At 71.6% G+C, this 22,027-nt stretch carries 21 protein-coding genes; 9 read left to right on the forward strand and 12 right to left on the reverse strand.

All coding sequences use genetic code 11. The features are described 5' to 3' along the window. Positions 1-87 precede the first annotated feature (87 nt). Positions 88-1,848: a lysine--tRNA ligase gene (gene lysS, locus P8A20_RS20285; RefSeq protein WP_306103983.1), complete on the forward strand. Its 1,761-nt coding sequence runs from the start codon at positions 88-90 to the stop codon at positions 1,846-1,848. A gap of 66 nt (positions 1,849-1,914) precedes the next feature. Here the strand turns inward: lysS and P8A20_RS20290 are convergent, their stop codons facing one another. The 3 genes from P8A20_RS20290 to P8A20_RS20300 form a co-directional block, all read right to left on the reverse strand. After that, positions 1,915-3,306 (reverse strand): DUF2637 domain-containing protein, encoded by a 1,392-nt coding sequence (locus P8A20_RS20290; RefSeq protein WP_306103984.1) that lies wholly within the window; start codon positions 3,304-3,306, stop codon positions 1,915-1,917. Between the two features lie 179 nt (positions 3,307-3,485). Continuing rightward, on the reverse strand, positions 3,486-4,268 hold the full coding sequence (locus P8A20_RS20295; RefSeq protein ID WP_147958925.1) for a DUF3558 domain-containing protein: 783 nt from the start codon (positions 4,266-4,268) through the stop codon (positions 3,486-3,488). Positions 4,269-4,559: 291 nt separating this feature from the next. After that, on the reverse strand, positions 4,560-5,372 hold the full coding sequence (locus P8A20_RS20300; RefSeq protein ID WP_147958926.1) for a DUF3558 domain-containing protein: 813 nt from the start codon (positions 5,370-5,372) through the stop codon (positions 4,560-4,562). A 172-nt stretch (positions 5,373-5,544) separates the two neighbouring features. On the opposite strand from P8A20_RS20300, the gene P8A20_RS20305 reads away from it, so the two are divergent. Continuing rightward, positions 5,545-6,738 carry an RtcB family protein gene (locus P8A20_RS20305; protein ID WP_147958927.1) on the forward strand — a complete coding sequence of 398 codons (1,194 nt, stop codon included), beginning with the start codon at positions 5,545-5,547 and terminating at the stop codon, positions 6,736-6,738. Positions 6,739-6,893: 155 nt separating this feature from the next. On the opposite strand, the gene P8A20_RS20310 is transcribed toward P8A20_RS20305, so the two are convergent. The 3 genes from P8A20_RS20310 to P8A20_RS20320 form a co-directional block, all read right to left on the reverse strand. Then, positions 6,894-8,522, reverse strand: coding sequence for an alpha/beta hydrolase (locus P8A20_RS20310; protein ID WP_306103985.1), 1,629 nt, complete (start codon positions 8,520-8,522; stop codon positions 6,894-6,896). Between the two features lie 287 nt (positions 8,523-8,809). Further along, positions 8,810-9,568, reverse strand: coding sequence for an SDR family NAD(P)-dependent oxidoreductase (locus P8A20_RS20315; RefSeq protein WP_147958929.1), 759 nt, complete (start codon positions 9,566-9,568; stop codon positions 8,810-8,812). A gap of 138 nt (positions 9,569-9,706) precedes the next feature. Next, positions 9,707-10,042 (reverse strand): YnfA family protein, encoded by a 336-nt coding sequence (locus P8A20_RS20320; RefSeq protein WP_147958930.1) that lies wholly within the window; start codon positions 10,040-10,042, stop codon positions 9,707-9,709. A 145-nt stretch (positions 10,043-10,187) separates the two neighbouring features. Here P8A20_RS20320 and P8A20_RS20325 point away from each other — a divergent pair, with 145 nt between their 5' ends. Next, entirely contained in the window at positions 10,188-10,688 is a 501-nt protein-coding gene (locus tag P8A20_RS20325; protein ID WP_187282115.1) for a hypothetical protein, read from the forward strand. A 74-nt stretch (positions 10,689-10,762) separates the two neighbouring features. Here P8A20_RS20325 and P8A20_RS20330 read toward each other — a convergent pair whose 3' ends face one another. Further along, positions 10,763-12,313 (reverse strand): FAD-dependent oxidoreductase, encoded by a 1,551-nt coding sequence (locus P8A20_RS20330; RefSeq protein WP_306103986.1) that lies wholly within the window; start codon positions 12,311-12,313, stop codon positions 10,763-10,765. 121 nt (positions 12,314-12,434) lie between these two features. On the opposite strand from P8A20_RS20330, the gene P8A20_RS20335 reads away from it, so the two are divergent. After that, on the forward strand, positions 12,435-13,010 hold the full coding sequence (locus P8A20_RS20335) for a TetR/AcrR family transcriptional regulator (RefSeq protein WP_306103987.1): 576 nt from the start codon (positions 12,435-12,437) through the stop codon (positions 13,008-13,010). Positions 13,011-13,025: 15 nt separating this feature from the next. Here P8A20_RS20335 and P8A20_RS20340 read toward each other — a convergent pair whose 3' ends face one another. Further along, a complete protein-coding gene (locus P8A20_RS20340; protein ID WP_147958933.1) occupies positions 13,026-13,775 on the reverse strand; it encodes a Mut7-C RNAse domain-containing protein in 750 nt (249 codons plus the stop codon). A gap of 83 nt (positions 13,776-13,858) precedes the next feature. Further along, positions 13,859-14,695 (reverse strand): helix-turn-helix domain-containing protein, encoded by an 837-nt coding sequence (locus tag P8A20_RS20345; RefSeq protein ID WP_306103988.1) that lies wholly within the window; start codon positions 14,693-14,695, stop codon positions 13,859-13,861. Positions 14,696-14,778: 83 nt separating this feature from the next. Between P8A20_RS20345 and P8A20_RS20350 the strand changes: the two genes are divergently transcribed. Then, complete coding sequence (locus P8A20_RS20350) at positions 14,779-15,351, forward strand: TIGR03086 family metal-binding protein (RefSeq protein ID WP_147958935.1); 573 nt, start codon at positions 14,779-14,781, stop codon at positions 15,349-15,351. Here P8A20_RS20350 and P8A20_RS20355 read toward each other — a convergent pair. Both P8A20_RS20355 and P8A20_RS20360 read right to left on the reverse strand, forming a co-directional pair. Continuing rightward, positions 15,284-15,595, reverse strand: coding sequence for a hypothetical protein (locus P8A20_RS20355; protein ID WP_147958936.1), 312 nt, complete (start codon positions 15,593-15,595; stop codon positions 15,284-15,286). The genes P8A20_RS20350 and P8A20_RS20355 overlap by 68 nt on opposite strands. Before the next feature lie 271 nt (positions 15,596-15,866). Beyond that, the gene (locus P8A20_RS20360; protein ID WP_187282116.1) at positions 15,867-16,277 is read right to left on the reverse strand and encodes a MerR family transcriptional regulator; all 411 of its coding nucleotides are present in this window, start codon (positions 16,275-16,277) and stop codon (positions 15,867-15,869) included. Positions 16,278-16,602: 325 nt separating this feature from the next. Between P8A20_RS20360 and P8A20_RS20365 the strand changes: the two genes are divergently transcribed. The 4 genes from P8A20_RS20365 (at position 16,603) to P8A20_RS20380 (ending at position 21,591) form a co-directional block, all read left to right on the forward strand. Beyond that, positions 16,603-18,132, forward strand: coding sequence for a SulP family inorganic anion transporter (locus P8A20_RS20365; protein ID WP_371934406.1), 1,530 nt, complete (start codon positions 16,603-16,605; stop codon positions 18,130-18,132). Between the two features lie 303 nt (positions 18,133-18,435). Beyond that, entirely contained in the window at positions 18,436-20,115 is a 1,680-nt protein-coding gene (locus P8A20_RS20370) for a PP2C family protein-serine/threonine phosphatase (RefSeq protein ID WP_306103990.1), read from the forward strand. Continuing rightward, a complete protein-coding gene (locus P8A20_RS20375) occupies positions 20,112-21,242 on the forward strand; it encodes a cobalamin B12-binding domain-containing protein (protein ID WP_306103991.1) in 1,131 nt (376 codons plus the stop codon). Before P8A20_RS20370 ends, P8A20_RS20375 begins: the two co-directional genes overlap by 4 nt. After that, the gene (locus tag P8A20_RS20380) at positions 21,202-21,591 is read left to right on the forward strand and encodes an STAS domain-containing protein (protein WP_147958940.1); all 390 of its coding nucleotides are present in this window, start codon (positions 21,202-21,204) and stop codon (positions 21,589-21,591) included. Before P8A20_RS20375 ends, P8A20_RS20380 begins: the two co-directional genes overlap by 41 nt. 36 nt (positions 21,592-21,627) lie before the next feature. Here P8A20_RS20380 and P8A20_RS20385 read toward each other — a convergent pair whose 3' ends face one another. After that, complete coding sequence (locus P8A20_RS20385; protein WP_147958941.1) at positions 21,628-22,008, reverse strand: STAS domain-containing protein; 381 nt, start codon at positions 22,006-22,008, stop codon at positions 21,628-21,630. Positions 22,009-22,027 lie beyond the last annotated feature (19 nt).

Below are 22,027 nucleotides of genomic sequence, written 5' to 3' on the forward strand. Positions count from 1 at the left end.
GCCGTTTTCGCGCTGCGGTCGGTACCTGGGAGAATGGGGGTGCCCCTGATGGGGCCCGCCCCTACGAGTCCTACACGAGAGAAGGACGTGCCGACCGTGGCTTCGAGTCAGAGCAGCACCGAGACCGACTGGGTCTCCCGCTTCGCGGACGATGTCATCGCCGAATCGGAGCGACGTGCGCCTGGCAAACCGGTCGTCGTCGCGTCCGGGCTCTCCCCGTCGGGCCCGATCCACCTGGGCAACCTGCGCGAGGTCATGACCCCGCACCTCGTCGCGGACGAGATCCGCCGGCGCGGGCACACCGTCCGCCACCTGATCTCCTGGGACGACTACGACCGCTACCGCAAGGTGCCGAACGGTGTCGAGGGCGTCGACGACTCCTGGCAGGCGCACATCGGCAAGCCGCTGACCTCGGTGCCCGCCCCGGCCGGGTCGGCTTACGCGAACTGGGCCGAGCACTTCAAGGCTGCGATGACGCAGGCGCTGGACGAGCTGGGTGTCGAGTACGACGGGATCAGCCAGACCGAGCAGTACCTCGCGGGCACGTACCGCGAGCAGGTCCTGCACGCGATGAGGCACCGCGCCGACATCGACGCCGTCCTGGACCGCTACCGCACCAAGAAGGACGGCGCGGCGGGCGGCAAGGGCGGCAAGAAGCCGCAGCAGAAGAAGGTCGACGAGGCCGAGTTGGAGGCGGCCGAGGGATCGGGCGCGGCGGACGAGGACGACGGTGGCTCCGGCTCCGCCGGCTACTTCCCGTACAAGCCGTACTGCGGCAACTGCGAGAAGGACCTCACCGTCGTCACCTCCTACGACGACGACACGACCGAGCTGAACTACACCTGCTCGGCCTGCGGCTTCGCCGAGACGGTCCGGCTCAACGAGTTCAACCGCGGCAAGCTGGTCTGGAAGGTCGACTGGCCGATGCGCTGGGCCTACGAGGGCGTGATCTTCGAGCCCAGCGGTGTGGACCACTCCTCGCCGGGCTCGTCGTTCGTGGTCGGCGGCCAGATCGTGCGCGAGGTCTTCGACGGCGTCCAGCCGATCGGTCCGATGTACGCGTTCGTCGGGATCTCCGGCATGGCGAAGATGTCGTCCAGCAAGGGCGGTGTGCCGACCCCGGCCGACGCGCTGAAGATCATGGAGGCGCCGCTGCTGCGCTGGCTGTACGCGCGGCGCAGGCCGAACCAGTCCTTCAAGATCGCCTTCGACCAGGAGATCCAGCGGCTCTACGACGAGTGGGACTCGCTGGCCCGCAAGGTGGCCGACGGCACGGTGCTCCCCGCCGACGCCGCCGCCTACGCCCGCGCCGTCGGCACGGCCGCAGGGGAGCTGCCCAGCACCCCTCGCCCGCTGCCGTACCGCACGCTCGCCTCGGTCGCCGACATCACCGCCGGCGCCGAGGACCAGACGCTGCGCATCCTCAGCGAGCTCGACCCTTCGAGCCCGCTGACCTCGCTCGACGAGGCACGCCCCCGGCTCGACCGCGCCGAGAACTGGATCACCACCCAGGTCCCGGCCGAGTCGCGCACCATCGTCCGCGACGAGCCGGACAAGGAGCTGCTCGGCTCCCTGGACGAGCAGGGCCGCGAGTCGCTGCGACTGCTGCTGGAAGGGCTCGACACGCACTGGTCGCTGGACGGTCTGACCACCCTTGTCTACGGCGTGCCGAAGGTGATGGAGGGTCTGGCGCCGGATGCCAAGCCGACGCCCGAGCTGAAGACGGCCCAGCGCTCGTTCTTCGCCCTGCTGTACCGGCTGCTCGTCGGCCGCGACACCGGGCCGCGCCTGCCCACGCTCCTCCTCGCGGTCGGGGCGGACCGGGTGCGGACGCTGCTCGGCGCGTAGTCGCTCCTGGAGTGAGAACGGGCGGGCCGCTCAGCGGCCCGCCCGTTTCGTCTGTCCGTTTCCGCTCTACGCGATGTGGTCGGCGGCCATCTCGTTGTCGAAGCGCTGCTTGAAGCCGGGCAGCAGCCGACGGAGCAGGGCGGCGCTACGCGGGTGGTGGACGTTGTGGACGTCCGACAGGGTGATGTCGAGCGCCTCGGCACTCGGGTGGGTCTGGTGCTGGTGCGTGTACTCGGCGTACGCCTCGTACGCGAGCTTGCTGAACTGGGCCTCGTCCTCTGCCCACTCGGTCGTTTCGACGTCCTGCTGAGCCATGTCCTGGCGCACCGGTCCCGGTTGCTCCTGCTGCTGTCCGGGCTGCCGCTCCGGTTCCGGTTCGCGCGGGTGCGGGAAGGCGCCGATCGTGCCCACGTTGCCGAGCGGGCGGGTCCGGCCCGGGCCCGAGGGGATCATCACGGGGCTGGAATCCGTGCCCTCGTCGTACTCGGGGTCGTACCCGCCGTCGTACGCCTCGTCCTTGGGGGCGGCGAACCACGGGCTGTTGTGCGAGCCGGGGCCCTCCTGCGGGTACTGCTGCTCGAACTCGTCCTGCTGGACGAAGCGGTCCTGCTGCTCGTACTCGTCCTGCCGGTCGTACTCGTCCTGCTGGTACCGGTGGGGCCGGTCCTGCCGGGGGGCGTGCTCCTGCTCGCCCTGGGGCTGCGCTGCGTAGGGGAGTTGGGGCTGTTGCTCCGCCTCCACGGCGGCCGGGGCCGGCGGCAGCAGGGCCGGCTCTATGCCCGCCGCGGCGAGGCCCATGGGGGCGGTCTCGGCGAGCGGGACGCCGTACTTCGCCAGACGCAGCGGCATCATCGACTCGACGGGTGCCTTGCGGCGCCAGTTGCGGCCGAAGCGCGCCTGGAGGCGGGCCTGGTAGATCAGCCGGTCCTGTTCGAGCTTGATGACCTGCTCGTAACTGCGCAGCTCCCACAGCTTCATCCGGCGCCACAGCTTGAACGTGGGGACGGGGGAGAGCAGCCAGCGGGTGAGGCGGACGCCCTCCATGTGCTTGTCGGCCGTGATGTCCGCGATCCGGCCCACGGCGTGCCGTGCCGCCTCGACGGCGACGACGAACAGGATCGGGATCACCGCGTGCATCCCGGTGCCCAGCGGGTCGGGCCAGGCCGCCGCGCCGTTGAAGGCGATCGTCGCCGCGGTCAGCAGCCACGCGGTCTGACGCAGCAGCGGGAACGGGATGCGCATCCACGTCAGCAGCAGGTCCAGTGCGAGCAGGACACAGATGCCCGCGTCGATGCCGATCGGGAAGACGACGGAGAACTCGCCGAAGCCCTTCTCCTCCGCGAGTTCGCGTACGGCGGCGTACGAGCCCGCGAAACCGATCGCGGCGATGAGCACGGCGCCGGCGACGACCACCCCGATGAGCACGCGGTGTGTGCGTGTCAGCTGCATTGCGGCCACCCGCGATCCCCTCCCGACTTCGATGAACCGGCTCCACTTCGGCACCCGGCGCGGGCACAGCCTGGCACATGCCCGCCCGGCGTGTTGCGTGGGGAGGGCCGAAGCCCGGTGCTCGTGGGAGCACCGGGCTTCGTCAAGGGGCTTCGCGGCAGGGGAGTTGGCGCCCTGCCGCGCTCAGGTCACGACTTGTCGTCGGTCTTGGCCGAGGACGATGCCGACTCCTTGGAGGACGGCGAGGCGGAGGACTTCGCCGTGTCGCCGTCGTCGCCACCGACCGCCGCGACGGCTTCCTCGGCCGCCTTCCGGGCGTCCTTCAGGATGTCGGCGGCGGAGGGCGTCTTGGCGCCCGCGAATCCGGCCCCGTTGTAGGTGACGCTGACGACGACGTTGCCGGTGCGGGCGACGACCGTCGCGTACTCGAAGTCCTCCTTGGACTTCTTGAGGGTGTAGGTCACGGCCGTGGCCTGCTCGCCGAGACCGGCCGCGGGCTTGGCGGAGGTCTTCTCGGCGCCCTCGGTCGCCTGCGCCTTCGCGACCTGCTTGGTGTACTCGTCCGTCGCGCGCTTGGCGCCGCTGCCCAGGGACTGGTCCGAGTCGAAGCGGGTGTAGCCGACGTCGAGCCAGCGGTACTGGGAGCCCTTGACGCCGTTGTCGTCCAGGCCGTTCCAGGAGCAGCCGCCGCGGCTGGCGGTGTCGCTGGACTTGCCGGGGCTGCCGCCCTTGTTCTTCGTCTTCGGGACCAGGTCCTCGATCGTCTTCCTGGCGAGCGACGTGCAGGCGTCGGGCAACTCGGTGAACTTCGCGGGCTCGACGGTCGGCTCGGTCTTCTTCGCACTCGGGGAGGCCGAGGCGCCCGAGTCCTTCGCGTCGCCGGAGTCCGACGAGCAGCCGGCGACGACGAGCATCACCGGGACGGCGGCGCAGGCGAGTATGCGGGACAGTCGCGGGGCTGATCGGTGCATGGTTCCTTCACTCGGACGGCACGGCGGTCTCGGTCGTGCGGGCGGGCGGTACGTCGGTCGTGCGGTGCACGGTCATGCGGTGCACGGTCGGGCGGTACGTCGGTCGTGATGTCGCGCCGGCCGTGATGTCGCACGGCCGGGGGTGCGGCGCGGGTCGTACGTGGCTCGGCACGCCCGTGGGCCGGTTCGTCGGCCGGGGGCCACGGTACGACGGACCGCGACCGGACGGCGCCTCCGGCCGGAGGCCCCGGAGGGGGCCGCGGGCTCCGGCCGGGGCCCGTCGCGGCCCGTTCAGTCGCCGAGGGTGTCGGCCAGATTCCTTGCCAGGGCCTGCGTCTTCTCCTGCAGTTCCCTGCTGTCGGGCACCTCGGTGACGAGCGCGGGCTGCTCGGTGTAGTGGACGGTCACGATGACGTTCGATGTGCGGAATACCACGCTCACGGTGCGGTGCTGCGAGCTGGAACCCGTCCGGGTGAGCGCGTCGTCCAGGAACGCGGCGTCCCCGAGTTCGTCGAGCAGCCGCGGCCGGAGATCCACGTCCGGGTCGGTGCCCGTGGCGGTGCCGGACGGGTCGGCGGAGGGTGAGGCGGAGCCGCTCGGGGAGCCGGACGGCGTGCCGTCGGCCGGCGCCGAGGCCGATCCGCCCGCCTTCTCACTGGGGGTGACGCCGGACGGTGCGGGGAGGGCGGCGGCTTCCTCCTTCTTCGCGTACACGTCCCGGGCGCGGTCGTCGTCGCTCACCGCGGGGTCGTACGACACGACGCGCTCGAAGTCGATGGACAGGTTCCGGGAAGCGTCCGGGGCGTCCGACTTCCAGCGGCAGCCGACCTTGCGGTCCGTGTCGTAGGTGACGGTGGCCGTGCCCTCGTACACCTTGTCCTGCTGCTCCTCGGGCAGTGTGGCGGCGCCCGGCAGCAGGTCCTTGAGGGTGGAACGCGGTACGGCACGGCAGGATTCGGGCAGCGTCCGGTACTTCCCGGGAGGCGCGGCCGTGACCGTCGGGCTGCCGGGCTTGCTGTCGGCGGCGGGGTCGTCGGCGTCGGAGCCGGCGCTGCAGCCGGCGACGAGCGCTACGAGAAGCGCGACGCCGGGTACGTACGCCATGTGTCGCACGGTCCCAGGCTCCCTTCGGTACGAAAACGGGTTGCCGCTCGATGGCGGCCGATGGACACAATGTGTATCGCACGCGCCGCTGTGAATGCCGGTCGGCCGACCGTTATGCCGACCTCGGCACCGGTTTTGCGCTTTCAGTCTTTATCGGGGGAATCGAGGGGTTATGTCGTATGTAGAGGTACCGGGTGCGAAGGTTCCCATCCGTATGTGGGCGGATCCGGCGTCCGTCGAGGACGGCGCGATGCAGCAGCTGCGGAACGTGTCCACGCTGCCCTGGATCAAGGGTCTGGCCGTCATGCCGGACGTCCACTTCGGCAAGGGCGCGACCGTCGGTTCTGTGATCGCGATGCACGGCGCGGTCTGCCCGGCCGCGGTGGGCGTGGACATCGGCTGCGGGATGTCGGCAGTCAGGACGTCGCTCACGGCCAACGACCTGCCGGGAGACCTCTCGCGGCTCCGGTCGAAGATCGAGCAGGCGATTCCCGTGGGCCGGGGGATGCACGACAGCACGGTCGACCCGGGCAGGCTCCACGGCTTCCCGACCACCGGCTGGGACGACTTCTGGACGCGGTTCGACGGGATCGCCGAGGCGGTCAAGTTCCGGCGGGAACGGGCCACCAAGCAGATGGGGACGCTCGGGAGCGGGAACCACTTCATCGAGTTCTGCCTCGACGAGGCGGGATCGGTGTGGCTGATGCTGCACTCCGGTTCCCGGAACATCGGCAAGGAGCTCGCCGACTTCCACATCGGCCAGGCCCAGAAGCTTCCGCACAACCAGGGACTCGTCGACCGTGACCTGGCCGTCTTCATCGCGGACACCCCGCAGATGGCGGCGTACCGCAACGACCTGTTCTGGGCCCAGGAGTACGCCAAGTACAACCGCTCGATCATGATGGGGCTCTTCCAGGACGTGGTCCGCAAGGAGTTCAAGAAGGCCCGGGTCACGTTCGAGCCGGTCATCTCCTGCCACCACAACTACGTCTCCGAGGAGCGGTACGACGGCATGGACCTGCTGGTCACCCGGAAGGGCGCGATCCGCGCCGGCTCGGGGGAGTTCGGCATCATTCCCGGCTCCATGGGGACCGGCTCGTACATCGTGAAGGGCCTGGGGAACGCGAAGTCGTTCAACTCCGCCTCGCACGGTGCGGGCCGGCGGATGAGCAGGAACGCGGCCAAGCGGAGGTTCTCGACGCAGGACCTGGAGGACCAGACGCGGGGTGTGGAGTGCCGCAAGGACTCCGGCGTGGTGGACGAGATCCCGGCGGCGTACAAGCCGATCGAGCAGGTCATCGATCAGCAGCGGGATCTGGTCGAGGTCGTCGCGAAGCTCAAGCAGCTCGTGTGCGTGAAGGGCTGAGGCCCGGGGCCGCACACGGGAGGCAGGCCTAGCCCGGATGGCGGGCCGGATGCGAGCGACGGAGCCCGCCCGGGTGCCCGGCCCGTCCCGACGTCAGGCCCCGGACCGACCGCGGTCCGGGGCCTGACGCCGTTCGCTGGGTACGTCGGCAGCTCTCAGGAGATGCCGACGGCCATGGCGCCGCCGCCGGTGGCGACACCGCCGCTCGGCTTGGGGGCGGTGAAGGGCGGGGTGTCCTGCCGGCACGTCGTTCCGGCAGGCGGAAGGACTCCGTCGACGAAGTAGCGGCTCTCGTGTTCCTGGACGCAGCTGCTGGGGTTGAGGAGGGCGGTGTGTCCGTACCCCTCGTTGGTCAGCAGGCGGGCGTCGGCGAGCTCCTCGACCATGGCCCGCGAGTTCGGGTAGGCGGTCGAGGGGTCGTAGGTGGTGCCGACGACCAGGACGGGGTTCGCGGTCCGTCGGTCCCACGGGCCGGTGTAGCGGTCGGGGGAGGTGGGCCAGGCGGTGCACCCTGCGGTCGACCAGGTCCAGAAGCGCCCTGCGTCGCCCGCGCGGGCGGCGGAGGCCTCCTCCAGGGAGGGGTAGACACCGGCGTCACGCGGGTTGGGGCTGTCACCGCAGAGCACGGCCGCCGCCTGCTCCTCGCCCACATACGGGTTCGGATCGGGGACCGGCGGTGCGGGCGGGAAGGCCGCGGGCTCCGGTGCGCGGCCCTGCCACAGCTCCTGCAGCCGGCCGGCGAGGCAGGCCCACCCGCTGACGAGGTAGAGGCTGTTCACCGTGTCGGCGACCGTACGGGCATACGTCCACGTGTCCACGGGCTCCTTCCGCAGCCGCTGGGTCAGCCGGTCGAACTTGTCCCGGGTCGCCTTCGGGGTGCCGGCGGAGAAGGAGCAGCGGGCGGTGGTGGTGGAACCGCACAGGTCGAGGAACTCGTCGAGGGTCGCCGCCGCGCTGCGGTCGGAGCCGACGCGGAGGAACGTCGTGAGCCGGGCGTCGTCGGACGCGTGGTTCGTCCAGGCCTGGGGGCCGATGTTGCTGTCCAGGGTCATGGTCCGGACCTTGCCGGGGAAGAGGTTGGCGTAGGTGGCGCCCAGGATCGTGCCGTAGGAGATCCCGTAGTAGTTGAGCTGGGGCTCGCCCACCGAGCGACGGAGCTGATCGAGGTCGCGGGCGGTGTCGGCGGTCGACACATGGCGCAGGAGCTCGGGGTCCTTCTTCTCGCAGCGGCGGGCCAGATCCGCGTACGCGGCGGTGAAGTCCTTCTGCTCCTTCTCGCCCACCGGGAAGCCCACGGCCTTGCTCGCGTTCCAGTCGGCGGCTTCCTCGGGACTCGTGAAGCAGTTCACGGCGGTGCTGTTGCCGATCCCGCGGGGGTCCCAGCTGATGATGTCGAACCGTTCCCGCACCTCGCGGGGGAAGAACGAGTAGTTCTGCGGCATCTGGACCGTCCCGGGGCCGCCGGGGCCGCCGGGATTGAAGAACAGGGTGCCGACACGCTGCCCGGGGCCGGTCGCCTTCCGTCTGACAACGGCCAGGTCGATGCTGCGGCCTCCCGGGTCCGCGTGGTCCAGGGGCACCTTCGTGGTAGCGCAGTCGAACGGACTGCCCGGGATGCAGGGTCTCCAGTCCAGGTGTGGGGCGGGCACGGAGGGTATGGGCGCACCGTCGGCTGCGACCGGGCCCTGCCCGGTCAGTGCGGTCGAGCAGGACAACACCGCGGCGACGACGGCTGCGTGGCGCCGTCGGCCCACCATGAGTGCGCGCAGGGGGTGTACAGGCATGCTTCGGCCTCTCTCCGGTGACTGAGCGCCCGAGCCGGCCGATGACCTGGACCTCGGCACGCACCTGTGTCCACAACACAGCGCTCCACCAGGGCGCGCGAGGCATGCGCAGCCGATCGGCGACGCGGTTCGCCCCGAGAGGCGCCGCGGCCGGAGGGCCTGCCGTGGCATTCGGGTGCCCGCACGCGCGCGAGCCCCGGACCCCTGTTGGCGTGGATCCGGGGCTCGCGTGAGCCGTGAGCCGTTCGGCTGTCGGGCGTGTGCCGTCAGCCGTTCAGCCGTCGGCTTCAGAGCGTGCGGTGGACCTTGGAGTTGGAGGCCTGGGCGCGGGGGCGGACCACCAGGAGGTCGATGTTGACGTGGCTGGGGCGGGTCACGGCCCAGGTGATCGTGTCGGCCACGTCGTCGGCGGAGAGCGGGGCATCGACGCCCGCGTAGACCTTGGCCGCCTTCTCCGTGTCGCCGCGGAAGCGGGTGGTGGCGAACTCGTCGGTCTTGACCATGCCGGGCGCGACCTCGATCACGCGGACCGGGGTGCCGACGATCTCCAGACGGAGGGTCTCCGCCAGTACGTGCTCGCCGTGCTTGGCGGCGACGTAACCGCCACCGCCCTCGTACGTGGAGAGGCCGGCCGTCGAGGAGAGGATCACGACGGTGCCGTCCCCGCTCGCGGTCAGGGCGGGGAGCAGGGCCTGGGTGACGTTGAGCGTGCCGATGACGTTGGTCTCGTACATCTGGCGCCAGTCGGCCGGATCGCCCGTCGCGACCGGGTCGGCGCCCAGCGCGCCGCCGGCGTTGTTGACGAGGACGGCCAGCGAGCGGAACGCGGTGGCGAACTCGTCGACCGCCGCACGGTCGGTGACGTCCAGGGCGTACGCCGTCGCCTTGTGCCCCGCCTCGCCGAGCTCGGCGGCCAGCGCCTCGATGCGGTCCTTGCGGCGTGCGGTGAGCACCACGCGGTATCCGGCCGCGGCCAGCTGCCTGGCGGTCGCGGCACCGATGCCGCTGCTCGCGCCGGTGATGACGGCGATGGGGGTGGCGGCCATGCGAACTCCTCGGACAGCTGATCGGTACGGGGCCAGGATAGGCGGGCGCTCCGCGGGCGGACCCAGTGGTTGCGGACGGGCTCAGTGGTTTCGGACGGGCTCAGTGGTTGCGGGCGGACCCAGTGGTTGCGGACGGGCTCAGTGGTTTCGGGGGGCGTACATGATCAACGCCATGCCGGCCAGGCAGATCAGCGCGCCGGTCACGTCCCAGCGGTCCGGGCGGTAGCCGTCGGCGACCATGCCCCAGGCGATCGAACCGGCGACGAACACCCCGCCGTACGCCGCGAGGATGCGGCCGAAGTCACCGTCCGGCTGGAGCGTGGCCACGAATCCGTACGCCCCGAGAGCGATGACGCCCGCACCGATCCAGATCCATCCGCGGTGCTCGCGCACGCCCTGCCAGACGAGCCAGGCACCTCCGATCTCGAAGAGCGCGGCTACGACGAAGAGCGCGATGGAGCGGGCGACGAGCATGCGCCCAGCGTGTCATGCGGGTGCGCGGGAACCGGCGGGTGGGCCGGGTGGGCCGGGCGGCGACGGTGGGCCGTGCGGGTGGGGGGAAGCGCGGCGAACCGGTCATGAAATAGAGGTGATTGTGGCCTATCGATATGTTCGGCGGATGCGAGTGACGCGTAGAGCAGTGCTGAAGGTGCCCGCCGTCGCGGCGGTGGTGGCGACTGTGGTGCTGGGCCCGGGGCTGTCCGCCGTGGCCGAGCCGGCGCCTCGAGGGATCGCCCCGGAGGCCGATGTGGCCCATCACGGTCGCGTCTCGCTCCGGGAGGAGCGGATCGAGATCCAGTTGCGGACCGGGAACCGTGGGCCGTCGCCGCTCGCCGACGCGACGGTGCGGCTCCGCTTCTCCGCGCCGTTGGCCGCATGGTCGCGTCTGCCCCAGGGCTGCCTGCGCAGCGGCAGCAGCACGGTGCTGTGCGGAACCGGTCCGCTGCGCGTGACCGGAGAGGCGCACCGCACCGCTCTGGGGCTGCGGTTCACGGGTCGGCCTGCCGAGGTCGTGGTGCGGGTGGACACCGTGTGGAACGGTGGCGCGAGCGACCGGAACCGGCGGAACGACACGCATGAGGTGCTCGTCCTTTCCACGGGTGACGCCTACGTCTTCTGAAGCCGGGCGCTGCGGGCGGGGTCGCTCCGGGAGCGGGCCGCCCGGGCCGGGTGCGGGCAGCAGCGCGGGAGCGGTCATCGGCCCAGGGCGCCTCGCAGTGCGTCTGGGCCGGGGCGGTCGCTCGCCCACGCGATGTATCCGTCGGGGCGTATGAGCAGGGTGGTCGTACGGTCGTCCGTCCAGTGCGCGTGGACGAGCGGGGTCGGCTCCGCGGCGGCAGTGGCGGGGGCGGGGGTGTCCGGCGGTGTCACGAGGACGAAGGAGCCGTCGCGCAGAAGCTCCAGCAGGCGCCCCTCGGTGAGCCGCAGGTCGGGCGCGCGGGTGCCCGTGAGGCGGTGGCTGCCCTTCGGGGCGTCGTAGGAGATCCCGACTCCGGAGATCCTTCCGATCACCTTGTCCAAGGCCGGCCGCACGGCGGAGAGGGCATGGGTGAGGACGGTCCGGGCGAAACGCTGCAAGGGCGTCCTGGCCATGGCCAGGCGGATGATCGCACCGCTGGCGCGCAGTACCTGGGAGCCGACCGGATGCCTTTCCCCGTGGTAGCTGTCGAGCAGCGCCTCGGGGTCGGCGGACTGCCCGCGCAGGACGGCCGCGAGTTTCCAGGAGAGGTTCGCCGCGTCCTGGAGACCGGTGTTCATGCCCTGGCCGCCCGCCGGGGAGTGGACGTGTGCGGCGTCCCCGGCGAGGAAGACCCGGCCGGTGCGATAGGCGGGCACCTGACGTTCGTCGCTGTGGAAGCGTGAGATCCAGCGCGCGTCGTGCATCCCGTGGTCGGAGCCGAGCGCGGTGCGGGCGATCTCGCGCAGCTCCTCGAGGTCCACGGGGTCGTTGTCGTCGGCCTGGTGTGTGCGGTTCCAGCCCATGACGCGGTACCAGCCGTCGCCGAACGGGGCGATGAAGGCGAACGCGTCTCCCGCGCCGTTGACCGTGAGCAGCCCGGTGGGGGCCTCGGTGAGCCGGACATCGGCCAGGACGATGGACTTGATCACGGCCTCACCGGGAAAGGGTAGGCCCAGGGCCCGGCGAACGGAGCTGCGCACCCCGTCCGTTCCCACGAGATACCGGGCCTCCAGGGTCGAACGCCTCCCGTCGGCACCGCGTATCTCGGCGGTGACCCCGGCGTTGGCGTCGGACTGATTCAGGCCGAGCAGCTCCGTCCCGTACCGCAGGTCCACCCCGGCCTTGAGTGCTCGGTCCCTCAGCAGCTGTTCGACTTCGTACTGCGGGGTGATGAGAAGGAAGGGGAAGCGGCTCGGCAGCCGGGTGAGGTCGAGGGAGAGCCGGCCGAAGAGCCGCATCCGGTGGAGGGGTGTGCCGGTCGCGACCAGTGCGTCGGCGAGCCCCCGGCTGTCGAGCAGCTCCAGTGTCCGCGCGTGCACGGCGAAGGCCCGGGTCAGGGTGCCGGCCTCGCGCGGTCGGCGCTCGACGAGGGCGACCGACACACCCTGGGTGGCGAGATCGCCTGCCAGGAGCAGTCCGGTGGGACCCGCCCCCACGACCACGACGTCGACGGTGCCGGACTTGCCGGATCCCGCGCCGGACGTGCCGGTGGAGGTGGCGGTATCGGCCGTGCCGGCCGTGACAGCGGCGTCGGCGGTGGTGGGTTTGCTGGACGTGCCGGTCATGACAGCCTCCGAACAGATCGCGCCAACGCATGTTGGCCAACGGTTGTTGGTCAACGCTTGTTGGCAACGGTAGGGCGGGCGCGCCTGGCTTGTCAACGCTTGTTGGCCTACGATTGTTGGCATGACAGAGCACGCCCCTTCCGCTCCACGCCGCTCGGACGCCACCAGGGCGGCGATCCTCGAAGCCGCCCGCGAGCGGTTCGCCGCCGACGGGTACGAGCGCGCCACCATCAGGGCCATCGCCCGTGACGCGCGCATCGACCCGTCGATGGTGATGCGCTACTACGGCTCCAAGGAGGGGCTGTTCGCCGCCGCGTCCGCGATCGACCTGAGGCTGCCCGGCCTGGGCGCGCTGCCCGGCAAGCACGTGGGCGCGGTGCTCGTCGAGCACTTCCTGGACCGCTGGGAACAGGACGACGTGCTGACCGGCCTGCTCAGGGTCGGCGTCACCAACGAAGCGGGGGCCGAGCGGATGCGTGCCGTCTTCGCGGAGCAGCTGGGGCCGGTCGCCGCCGGTGTCTGCCCCGATCCCGCGGACGCCCCGCGGCGCGCGGCGCTCGTGTCCTCGCAGATCCTGGGCATGGCGCTCGCGCGGTACGTGCTGCGGATCGAGCCGGCCGTGGCGATGTCACGGGAGGAGGTCGTCGCCTGGCTCGCACCCACGGTCCAGCGCTATCTGACGGCCGGGAAGCCCTGAGGCACCCGCGCCCTCTCAGGTGGTCGGCGCCTGGCTCCCCGCTCCGCCGAACTCGCGTACGGCGTCCTCCACGATGGCTTCCAGGCGGGCGTGATGGGCGCCCCGCCAGTACACCCGCCCACAGGTGGCGCACTGTGCGAACACGTCGTAGGACGCCTGCGTGCCCTGCTCCAGGCGGGAGCTCACGGAGTCCTTGTCGGCCTCCGTGAGTTCCCCGTTGCAGGCCGTGCAGCGGGTCCACGGGGCGAGTGCGGGGGCGAAGCGGCCCAGGATGTCGCGGAGCTGCTCGTCGGGCCGGTCGCTGTAGACGTACGCCCCCGCCCAGATCTCCCTGCGGCGGAGGAGCCCCCGGTCCCGGGAGAGCATGACGCGCCGCTGCTCCGCCGAGAGGGCGGCCAGCGCCGGGTCGCCGATGTCCTCGCTCTCGTACGCGGCGTCCACACCGAGGAGGCGCAACCGCCGGGCGAGCGTGCCCAGATGGACATCGAGGAGGAAGCGCAGCGGTGCGCCGGGGACCTGCTGGGGCCGCCGCACCGCCCGGACCTCGACCAGTTCGCCCGCACCGGGGATGTGCGACACCGGCACGGGGCTCCCGTCGACGAGGAGCTGCCCGGCCTCGGTGAGCGGGATGCCGAGTGACTCCACGACGTGTCCGAGGGTCGACGAGCCGTCCGTGGCGACGGCCGTGCGTCCGCGGCGGCGGTCATGGGCGACGAAGAGCCGCAGTTCCGGGGCTACTTCGAGGGCGATCTCGGGTCCGTTCACCAGGTCAGGATGCCATCGGGCGGGGCGCGGCAGCGAGAGGTTTCCGATGGCCGTGGCGGCGGTGACCGGCGCTCCGGCTGCTGTCAGCGCTGCGCGAAGGCCGCCGGGGGAACGCCCACCGTGGCCGTGAAGTCCCTGACCAGGTGGGCCTGGTCGCTGTAGCCGAGGTCGGCGGCGAGTCGCGCCCAGTCGGGCTCGGGGTCGGATCCGGCGCGTTGCAGCGCCTCGTGGATGCGGTGACGGAGGATGACCCACTTGGGCCCGACCCCCACACAGGTGGAGAACAGCCTTTGCAGCGAGCGCACGGAGAGTCCGCCCGCACGGGCGAGGGCGTCCACCCTCAGCAGCGAACGGTCCGTCCGCACGAGCTCGGCGAGCTCCGTCGCGAGTTCCGCCTGCGGGTCCGGCGGCGGAAGGAGGGACAGGACGTACGAGTCCAGTGCCGCGACCCGGGCGTCCTCGTCGGCCGGATCGAGTACGGACGGCACCGTCTCCGAGGCGGAGGGCCCGTGCTCGGGCGCGCCGAGCACCTCGTCGGCCGGGACCCGGCGCCCGGTCCACTCCGAGACGGGCAGCCGAGGGGCGAACGGCCTGAAGGCGCCGGGCCGGAACTTCACCCCGCACACCCGCCCCCTGCCCTCCAGCCGCTGGCTGAACAGGCCCTGGACGACGCCGTAGACCTCGGCGGAGCCGGTGCGTCGCGCCTCGCTGCCCGACTCCGTGCGCTCGAAGACCAGGTGGACGCTCGGGTGCGGCACCACCTGCGAGGTGTACGCCTCCGAGAGGTCCCAGTCGATCAGCCAGTAGTGCTCCAGGTGCGGCCGCAGTTCCGGAGCGGGGTCACGGAGGCGGAAGCGCACGCGGCTGAACAGGTCGGGGGCGTCGACGATGCCCCGCGTCTCGCGTCCAGGTCCGGCCATGGTCGGATCCTATGGCCGCACACGTGCGGCCCCTGGCGTGTTTCTTCAAGACGCCGTGCCGCGCGGGGTGCATCGTCGGAAGCATGAAGACGATCAGCGAACTCCTCGAAGAAGCCACCACGCGGGCGGTCCCCGTGGTGCGGGGCATCGATGACGCCCAGCTGGCCGGTGGCACACCGTGCAGCGAGTACGACGTCAGGGCCCTGCTGAGCCATCTCTTCTCCGTGATCGAGAACTTCCGGGTCCTGGCCGCCAAGGGAACGACCGATTTCGGCCGCACGGAGGACGTCGTCACGGGGGACTGGAGGGGCCGGTTCGACGACGAGACGGCTCGGCTGGTGAAGGCATGGGCCGAGCCGGGTGCGGAGGAAGGGGCGACCGGAGGCATGGGCATGCCGGCCAGGACGGTGGGGCTCATGGTGCTGGGGGACCTGACCGTGCACGCCTGGGACCTCGCCCGGGCGACGGGCCAGGACTTCGTGCCGGACCCCGTCGTGGTCGCGGAGCTGGAGCCGGGCCTGGCCGGTCTGGCCCCGAAGGCCCGGGAGATGAAGGTGTTCGGCGAGCCGTTGCCCGCCGCGCCGGAGGCTACGGCTTTCGAGCGGGTGCTGGCCATGACGGGCCGTGACCCCGGCTGGCGCCCGCCCCGCCGCTGACGACGGGGGCGGGCTGATCCGGCTGCGGGGAGGCCGGGTCGGCGTAGAGCCCCCCGAGGGCGGCGTACGCACCGTCGACGACGGACTCCGCCAGGAGCAGTACGTCGCGTGAGGCGCGACGGGCGGCCCGGCGGGTGTACGGCAACGGCGGGCGGCTGCGGCGCCGTCGGCAGTCGCAGACGGTGAACACCCCGCTCGCGACGACCACTGCCGGGACGCTCAGGGCCAGCAGCAGGGCATCCATGCAGGGGCCTCCTCGGAAGTCGTGCTCCTTGCATCGGCAGACCCGTCGCTGCGGCTGGAGATCATTCCTCGGCCAATGAATGGCCGAAGAGTGATCTCCGCAGTGGTGTGCGAGTGCGTGGGCGTGCTTTGCGCACCTGACCGGGCGCGAAGCGCGCCACGGCGGCGGGTGGCTGTGGTGGTCATGCTTCCGGTGGTGTGTGCCGGGGGATGGGCTGCCCCGGTGAGCATGCTTCCGGTGGTGCGCGCTCCGGGGCGGGCTGCCACGGCGGTCACGCCTCCGGCGGCCCGTTCCGGTCCAGGCGGGTGCGCAGGGTCAGGGCGAACTCCTCCGCCCGCGCCAGCTGGACCCGCAGTCTGGCGACCTGTTCGGTCGCGGACCGTTCGTAGGCGCGTACCCGCTCCAGGAGTTCGTCGCGCTCGCCGGCCGCCGTCCCCCCGTCGTCGTCGAGGCGGTCGACCGCTTCCAGCAGGTCCCGCATCTCGTCCAGGCTGAAGCCGAGGGGTTTCATCCGGCGGACGACCATCAGCCGTGCCACATCGGCCTCGGTGTACAGCCGGAACCCGCCGCGGGACCGGGCCGAGGGGGTCACGAGCCCGGTCTCCTCGTAATGCCGGATCGTGCGCAGCGACAGCTCGGTGCGCGCGGCGACCTCGCCGATCTGCATGTGCTCGCTGCTCACGGTGACCACGCGCCCTCTCGCCTCCCGCCGAGGCCACGGGAGGCCGGCGTTTCGATCTCTACCCTAACGTTAGGGTAGAGTTGCTCGGCGCCAGGTGCCCGGGGCCGACGACGCCTCCGGCGCGATCCGTACCCGTGCGAACGGGGCCGGAGCGATCCTGCCGAGCCCGTGCGTTCCGCACAGCCGCTCACCGCGAGCCCGGCGACAAGCGGTGCGTCGTGCGCCACCACGCCCCGTCCGCCCCCATGCCTCCGTCCGCGGTGGCGGGCGATCCGCGGGAAGCCCTCCGGCCTCCCCGTCCTCCGCACGCCCCGGTCCGCCGGGCATGCCCGAGCAACGACAGGTCACGTCTCCCTTGCCTTCCTCCGTACTGTCCCCGGCCTGGCTGCGCGGCTTCCGGCCGTCCTGGCTGTCCCCGAAGGTCTTCCGCACGGAGGTCCTGGCCGGTCTGGTCGTGGGGCTCGCGTTGATCCCCGAGGCGATCTCGTTCTCGATCATCGCCGGGGTGGACCCCGCCGTCGGTCTGTTCGCCGCCTTCACGATGGCCGTCGTCATCTCCGTCGTCGGCGGCAGGCCCGCGATGATCTCCGCCGCGACCGGCGCGGTCGCCCTCGTCATCGCCCCGCTCAACCGGGAGCACGGTTTCGGATACCTGATCGCGGGCGTCATTCTGGGCGGGGTCTTCCAGGTCGTCCTCGGGGCGCTCGGTGTCGCCCGGCTGATGAGGTTCGTGCCCCGCAGCGTGATGGTCGGCTTCGTCAACGCGCTGGCCATCCTGGTCTTCATGGGCCAGGTCCCCGAACTGACCGAAGTCCCCTGGCCCGTGTATCCGCTGGTCGTCGGCGGGCTGGTCCTGATGGTGCTGTTCCCGAGGATCACCAGGGCGGTCCCGGCCCCGCTGGTCTCCATCGTCATCCTGACGGCGATCACCGTCGCCGCCGGTATCGCCGTGCCGACGGTCGGCGACAAGGGCGAACTGCCCTCGTCCCTGCCGGTGCCGGGTCTGCCCGACGTGCCGTTCACCCTGGACACCCTGACGACCGTCGCCCCCTACGCGCTGGCCATGGCGCTGGTCGGACTGATGGAGTCGCTGATGACGGCGAAGCTGGTCGACGAGATCACCGACACCCACTCCAGCAAGACCCGTGAGTCGATCGGCCAGGGCGTCGCCAACATCGTGACCGGCTTCCTCGGCGGCATGGGCGGCTGCGCCATGATCGGCCAGACCATGATCAACGTGAAGGTCTCCGGTGCCCGTACCCGGCTGTCCACGTTCTTCGCCGGTGTCTTCCTGATGGTGCTGTGCATCGCGTTCGGGCCGCTCGTCTCCCGCATCCCGATGGCGGCACTCGTCGCGGTCATGGTCATGGTGTGCTTCGCGACCTTCGACTGGCACTCCATCGCGCCGGGGACGCTCAGGCGGATGCCGGCCGGTGAGATCGTGGTGATGGTCGTCACGGTGGTCTGTGTCGTCGCCACCGAGAACCTCGCCGTCGGTGTCGTCGTCGGCTCGGTCACCGCCATGGTCATCTTCGCCAGACGCGTCGCACACCTCGCCGATGTCACGTCCGTCACCGACGCGGACGGAGAACGGATCGTCTACTCCGTCTTCGGGGAGCTCTTCTTCGCCTCGTCCAACGACCTCGTCGGGCGGTTCGACTACGCCGCCGATCCCCGGTCGGTCGTCATCGACCTGACCTCGGCACACATCTGGGACGCCTCCTCGGTCGCCACGCTGGACGCCATCACGACGAAGTACGAACAGCGGGGGAAGAGCGTCGAGATCGTCGGCCTCAACGAGCGGAGCGCCGACCTCCACGGCTCCCTCAGCGGCCGGCTGGCCGGTGGCTCCTGACGCACCCGGGGCCGTGCCGGGGCGTCCGGCGGCGGGTGCCGGTGTGCCCGGGGTGTGTGCCGGGAGGCGGTTCGCCGGGTCCGCCGGGAAGCGGAGCGGTGCGGACGGTATCAGGCATTCGGCGCGATCTGTGTGCCTGGCGTGAAGCTCCTCGGGAGAGATGACGCACACGCCGTTCCGCGAACGTACCGGCCCGGAAGGGTGGGTTGCCATCCGTACCCCGGCTGGGCAATGGTTGCCGCAGGGAAAGTACTTTCGTCCAGTTGGAAGGTGGTGCGACCCGCCTCGGGCGGGTCCCCCCTCATGGCTCCTCTGAAGGAACACATCGCCACGAAAACTCAGCAACGGTCCGCGTCCGAGCAGTGGGGCCCGGCCCCGTACGCAGTGATAGTCGTCGACCGGGCCGGAACGGTCCGCGACCTCAACCCGGCGGCGGCCTCGCTCCTGGGAGGCGCCGCCCGGGGCGCCGCACTGTCGGACGCCGCGCCGTCCTGGCTGGCACGTGCCCACGAGGAGACGACGAACCCCACCGGACGACCGGCCGGTGACGCCACCGCACCGCTGCGCCCCGTGTTCCGCGGACGGATCGGTGCGCGCAGCTTCGAGGCGCACCCGGCCCCCGACGGGGACGGGGACGTGGTGTGGTGGCTGGCCGACGACACCGACCGGCGCCTCGTCGAGGAGGAACTGGCCACGGAGCGGGAGCGCACCGCCTTCCTGGCGGAGGCCTCGAACGTACTTCTGGCATCGCTGAACACCGACCGCTGCATGCATGTCACCGCCCAGCTCGCCTCCCAGTACCTCGCCGAGGCCGCCGTCGTCATCGTGCCCGCCGCGGGCCGGAAGCTGCCCATGACGTACGCCGTCGAGGGTGGTGCGGCCGTCCGCCGGACCGTGACCGCGGACACCGCCCTGGTGCCCGGCCTGAGCGAGGCGCTGCAGGGTTTCCCGCCCGTCCCCTCCCGGTGGATCGACCCGGCCCTCCTGCCGGACTGGCTCATCCCCGAGGAGTTCACCGGGACCGTCGGCTCGGCCTCCGTCACCCCGCTGCCGGGCCACGGCGTCCCGGCGGGTGTCCTGGTGCTGCTGCGCGGCACCGCCTCCACCGAGTTCAGCGAGAACGAGGAGGTCTTCGCCCGGCTGTTCGCCGCGCGGGCCGGTGCGGCCCTGTCCGCCGCGCGGCTGTACGCGGAGCAGAGCGACATAACGCGCACCCTCATGCGCGACCTCCTGCCGCCCCGGCTCGACCGGGTCAACGGGGTCGAGTTCGCCGGCGGTTACCAGCCCGCGGCGGCGCGGGACCGGGTCGGCGGCGACTTCTACGACGTCCACCCGGGCAGCACGCCCGACGAGGCGTCCCTGGCGGTCCTCGGGGACGTGTGCGGCAAGGGACTGGACGCGGCGGTGCTCACGGGCAAGATCCGTAACACGCTCCAGGCGCTGACACCGATGGCGGGCGACCACGAGGGCATGCTGCGGCTGCTCAACGGGGCGCTCCTCAACTCGCACCACACCCGCTTCGCGACGCTGGTGCTGGCTTCGGTCCGGCGCGAGGAGAACCGGGTGCGTCTGCGCCTCACCTCGGCGGGCCACCCCGCCCCCCTGGTGATCCGCAACGACGGCAGGGTGGAGGAGATCGACACCCGCGGGACCCTCGTCGGGGCGCTGCCCCACATCGAGGCCCGCACGGTGGAGACCGAGCTGCTCCCGGGCGAGACGTGCCTGCTCTACACCGACGGCGTCACCGAGGCCCGCGGTGGGCCGCTCGGTGACGAACTGTTCGGTGAGGAGCGGCTGATGCGGGCCATGGCGGAGTGCGCCGGCATGCCGGGGACGGCCGTGGTCGAGCGGGTGCAGATGCTCGCGTCCCAGTGGCTCCACGACGGCCGGCACGACGACATGGCGCTCGTCGCGATCACCGCTCCGCCGACCACGCACCTGAGCGCGGTGAACGGGCACACCCGGGGCAGGTACACGCAATGAGTACGGAAACCCTCGCCGCGCCCGATGTGCGCGGTCTCCAGGACAAGTTGTGGACCGCGGTGACGGGCCGGGACGAGCATGCCGCAGCCGCGGTGCTCTTCAGCGCGCTGGACGCCGGTATCGACGCCGAGACCGCGCTGCTGGACGTCCTCGCGCCGGTACAGGCGCGGGTCGGCAGCGAGTGGGCGGCCAACCGCCTGAGCGTGGCGCAGGAACACGCGGCGAGTGCCATCGCCGAGCGGGTCATCGCGGCCCTCGCCCACCACCCGGCCGTACGCACCACTCCACGGCTGGGCCGCGTCACCGTGGCCTGTGTCGACCAGGAATGGCATGTGCTGCCGGCCCGGCTGCTGGCCGAGGTCCTCACCCTGCGCGGGTGGCAGGTCGACTTCCTCGGGGCCCAGGTGCCCACACCGCACCTCATCGGCCACCTGCACAACAACGGTGCCGACGTGGTCGCGCTCTCCTCCTCGATCCCCACCCGGCTGCCCACCGCGCACGCGGCCGTCACCGCCTGCCAGGCCGTCGGGGTGCCCGTACTGGCCGGTGGCGCGGCGTTCGGGCCCGACGGGCGGTACGCGCTCCGGCTGGGTGCCGACGCCTGGGCGCCCGACGCCCGCTCCGCCGCGCGCCGTATCGCGGACGGGATCCCGGCGCCGGTGCCTGCCGCCGGGCGGCAGCAGACGGACGATCTGCCGCACCTGAGCGACCAGGAGTACACCCTCGTCGTCCGCAGCAGGCCGCAGCTCGTGCGGGAGGTGCTGGCCCAGTTGGAAGGACGCTTCCCCGCCGCCGCGGCCTACACGGAGCAGCAGCGCGAGCACACCGCGCAGGACATCGCCCACATCGTCGAATACCTGGGCGTGGCCCTCTACATGGACGACGACGAGCTCTTCACCGGCTTCCTGACCTGGACCGCCGGCATCCTGGAGGCCCGGAGGGTCCCGGCCGCCTCCCTGCTGCCGGTCCTCGACGTCCTGGGGACGGAGCTCAAGGACTTCCCCCGATCCACCCGGCTGCTCGGCGAGGCGCGTTCCGCCCTGGACGTCCTCGTGGCAGCCGCCGGCAACAACCCCGGAGCCTCGGATGACCGATCTGCCCTGTCCGCCCTTCACCCTGGAAGTTGAGGCCGGCCCGGGTGCCGTACGGCTGCGTCTCGTCGGTGACCTGGACTACGACACCAGCGAGCAGCTGGTGGAGCGTGCCCAGGAATGCCTCGCCGCCGATCCCGCCCCGCAGGTGCTCGTCCTGGACTGTTCAGGGCTGCGCATGTGCGACTCGAGCGGTGTCTCCGCCCTTCTGCTGATCCACCGCGGCACGACGTCGGGAGGTGTCGTGCTGCAGCTGTGGAACGCGCCCGGCTCCCTCCTCAAGACCCTGGAGGTCACGGGCATCCGGCATCTGTTCGTCCTCGACGGTGCCGATGCCCAGGGCGAGCGTGCGCAGGACGGCCCGCCGCCCGTCCCTTCCGGCTGAGGCGACACCGCGTCAGCCGGGTGGAACGGGCGGCGGTCAGGAGCCGCGCGGAGGGTCGCCGAGGGCGGCGTCGAGCGTGGGGTAGCTCCTGATCACGCGGTCGACACCCGAGGTCCGCAGGAGCCGGGTCAGGACCGCGCCCGGTGCGGCGACGCGCAATTCGGTCCGCCGGTGCACCTCGATGAGGAGGCTGAGGAAGGACGAGTCCGCGAAGGTGACCGCCGACGCGTCCAGTACGACGACCTGGTGCCCGGGCGCCGCCTGCCACAGGGCGATGAACAGCGGATCGATGGTGTCGCAGTCGAGATCGCCCTGCGCACGGACGACCCAGTGACCGTTGACCTCGCCCTCGGCCGCCACCACGGGCGGGCCTGCAGGCGCGGAGTTGTCGACGTTGTCGAGAGGCTCGCGGACCATGCGGGGATTATGCCAACCA

It is taken from the genome of Streptomyces sp. Alt3, assembly GCF_030719215.1.
In the GTDB taxonomy this organism is placed as follows: Bacteria; Actinomycetota; Actinomycetes; order Streptomycetales; family Streptomycetaceae; genus Streptomyces; species Streptomyces glycanivorans.

What these genes read in the sequence shown, in the direction of transcription:
- P8A20_RS20315 (WP_147958929.1), bottom strand. Translation starts at nt 9,568, where the DNA reads ATGGCCGCCACCCCCATCGCCGTCATCACCGGCGCGAGCAGCGGCATC.
- P8A20_RS20325 (WP_187282115.1), top strand. Translation starts at nt 10,188, where the DNA reads ATGCGAGTGACGCGTAGAGCAGTGCTGAAGGTGCCCGCCGTCGCGGCG.
- P8A20_RS20385 (WP_147958941.1), bottom strand. Translation starts at nt 22,008, where the DNA reads ATGGTCCGCGAGCCTCTCGACAACGTCGACAACTCCGCGCCTGCAGGC.
- P8A20_RS20330 (WP_306103986.1), bottom strand. Translation starts at nt 12,313, where the DNA reads ATGACCGGCACGTCCAGCAAACCCACCACCGCCGACGCCGCTGTCACG.
- P8A20_RS20370 (WP_306103990.1), top strand. Translation starts at nt 18,436, where the DNA reads ATGGCTCCTCTGAAGGAACACATCGCCACGAAAACTCAGCAACGGTCC.
- P8A20_RS20295 (WP_147958925.1), bottom strand. Translation starts at nt 4,268, where the DNA reads ATGCACCGATCAGCCCCGCGACTGTCCCGCATACTCGCCTGCGCCGCC.
- P8A20_RS20305 (WP_147958927.1), top strand. Translation starts at nt 5,545, where the DNA reads ATGTCGTATGTAGAGGTACCGGGTGCGAAGGTTCCCATCCGTATGTGG.
- P8A20_RS20320 (WP_147958930.1), bottom strand. Translation starts at nt 10,042, where the DNA reads ATGCTCGTCGCCCGCTCCATCGCGCTCTTCGTCGTAGCCGCGCTCTTC.
- P8A20_RS20335 (WP_306103987.1), top strand. Translation starts at nt 12,435, where the DNA reads ATGACAGAGCACGCCCCTTCCGCTCCACGCCGCTCGGACGCCACCAGG.
- P8A20_RS20310 (WP_306103985.1), bottom strand. Translation starts at nt 8,522, where the DNA reads ATGCCTGTACACCCCCTGCGCGCACTCATGGTGGGCCGACGGCGCCAC.
- P8A20_RS20355 (WP_147958936.1), bottom strand. Translation starts at nt 15,595, where the DNA reads ATGGATGCCCTGCTGCTGGCCCTGAGCGTCCCGGCAGTGGTCGTCGCG.
- P8A20_RS20300 (WP_147958926.1), bottom strand. Translation starts at nt 5,372, where the DNA reads ATGGCGTACGTACCCGGCGTCGCGCTTCTCGTAGCGCTCGTCGCCGGC.
- P8A20_RS20350 (WP_147958935.1), top strand. Translation starts at nt 14,779, where the DNA reads ATGAAGACGATCAGCGAACTCCTCGAAGAAGCCACCACGCGGGCGGTC.
- P8A20_RS20380 (WP_147958940.1), top strand. Translation starts at nt 21,202, where the DNA reads ATGACCGATCTGCCCTGTCCGCCCTTCACCCTGGAAGTTGAGGCCGGC.
- P8A20_RS20365 (WP_371934406.1), top strand. Translation starts at nt 16,603, where the DNA reads ATGCCCGAGCAACGACAGGTCACGTCTCCCTTGCCTTCCTCCGTACTG.
- P8A20_RS20345 (WP_306103988.1), bottom strand. Translation starts at nt 14,695, where the DNA reads ATGGCCGGACCTGGACGCGAGACGCGGGGCATCGTCGACGCCCCCGAC.
- P8A20_RS20375 (WP_306103991.1), top strand. Translation starts at nt 20,112, where the DNA reads ATGAGTACGGAAACCCTCGCCGCGCCCGATGTGCGCGGTCTCCAGGAC.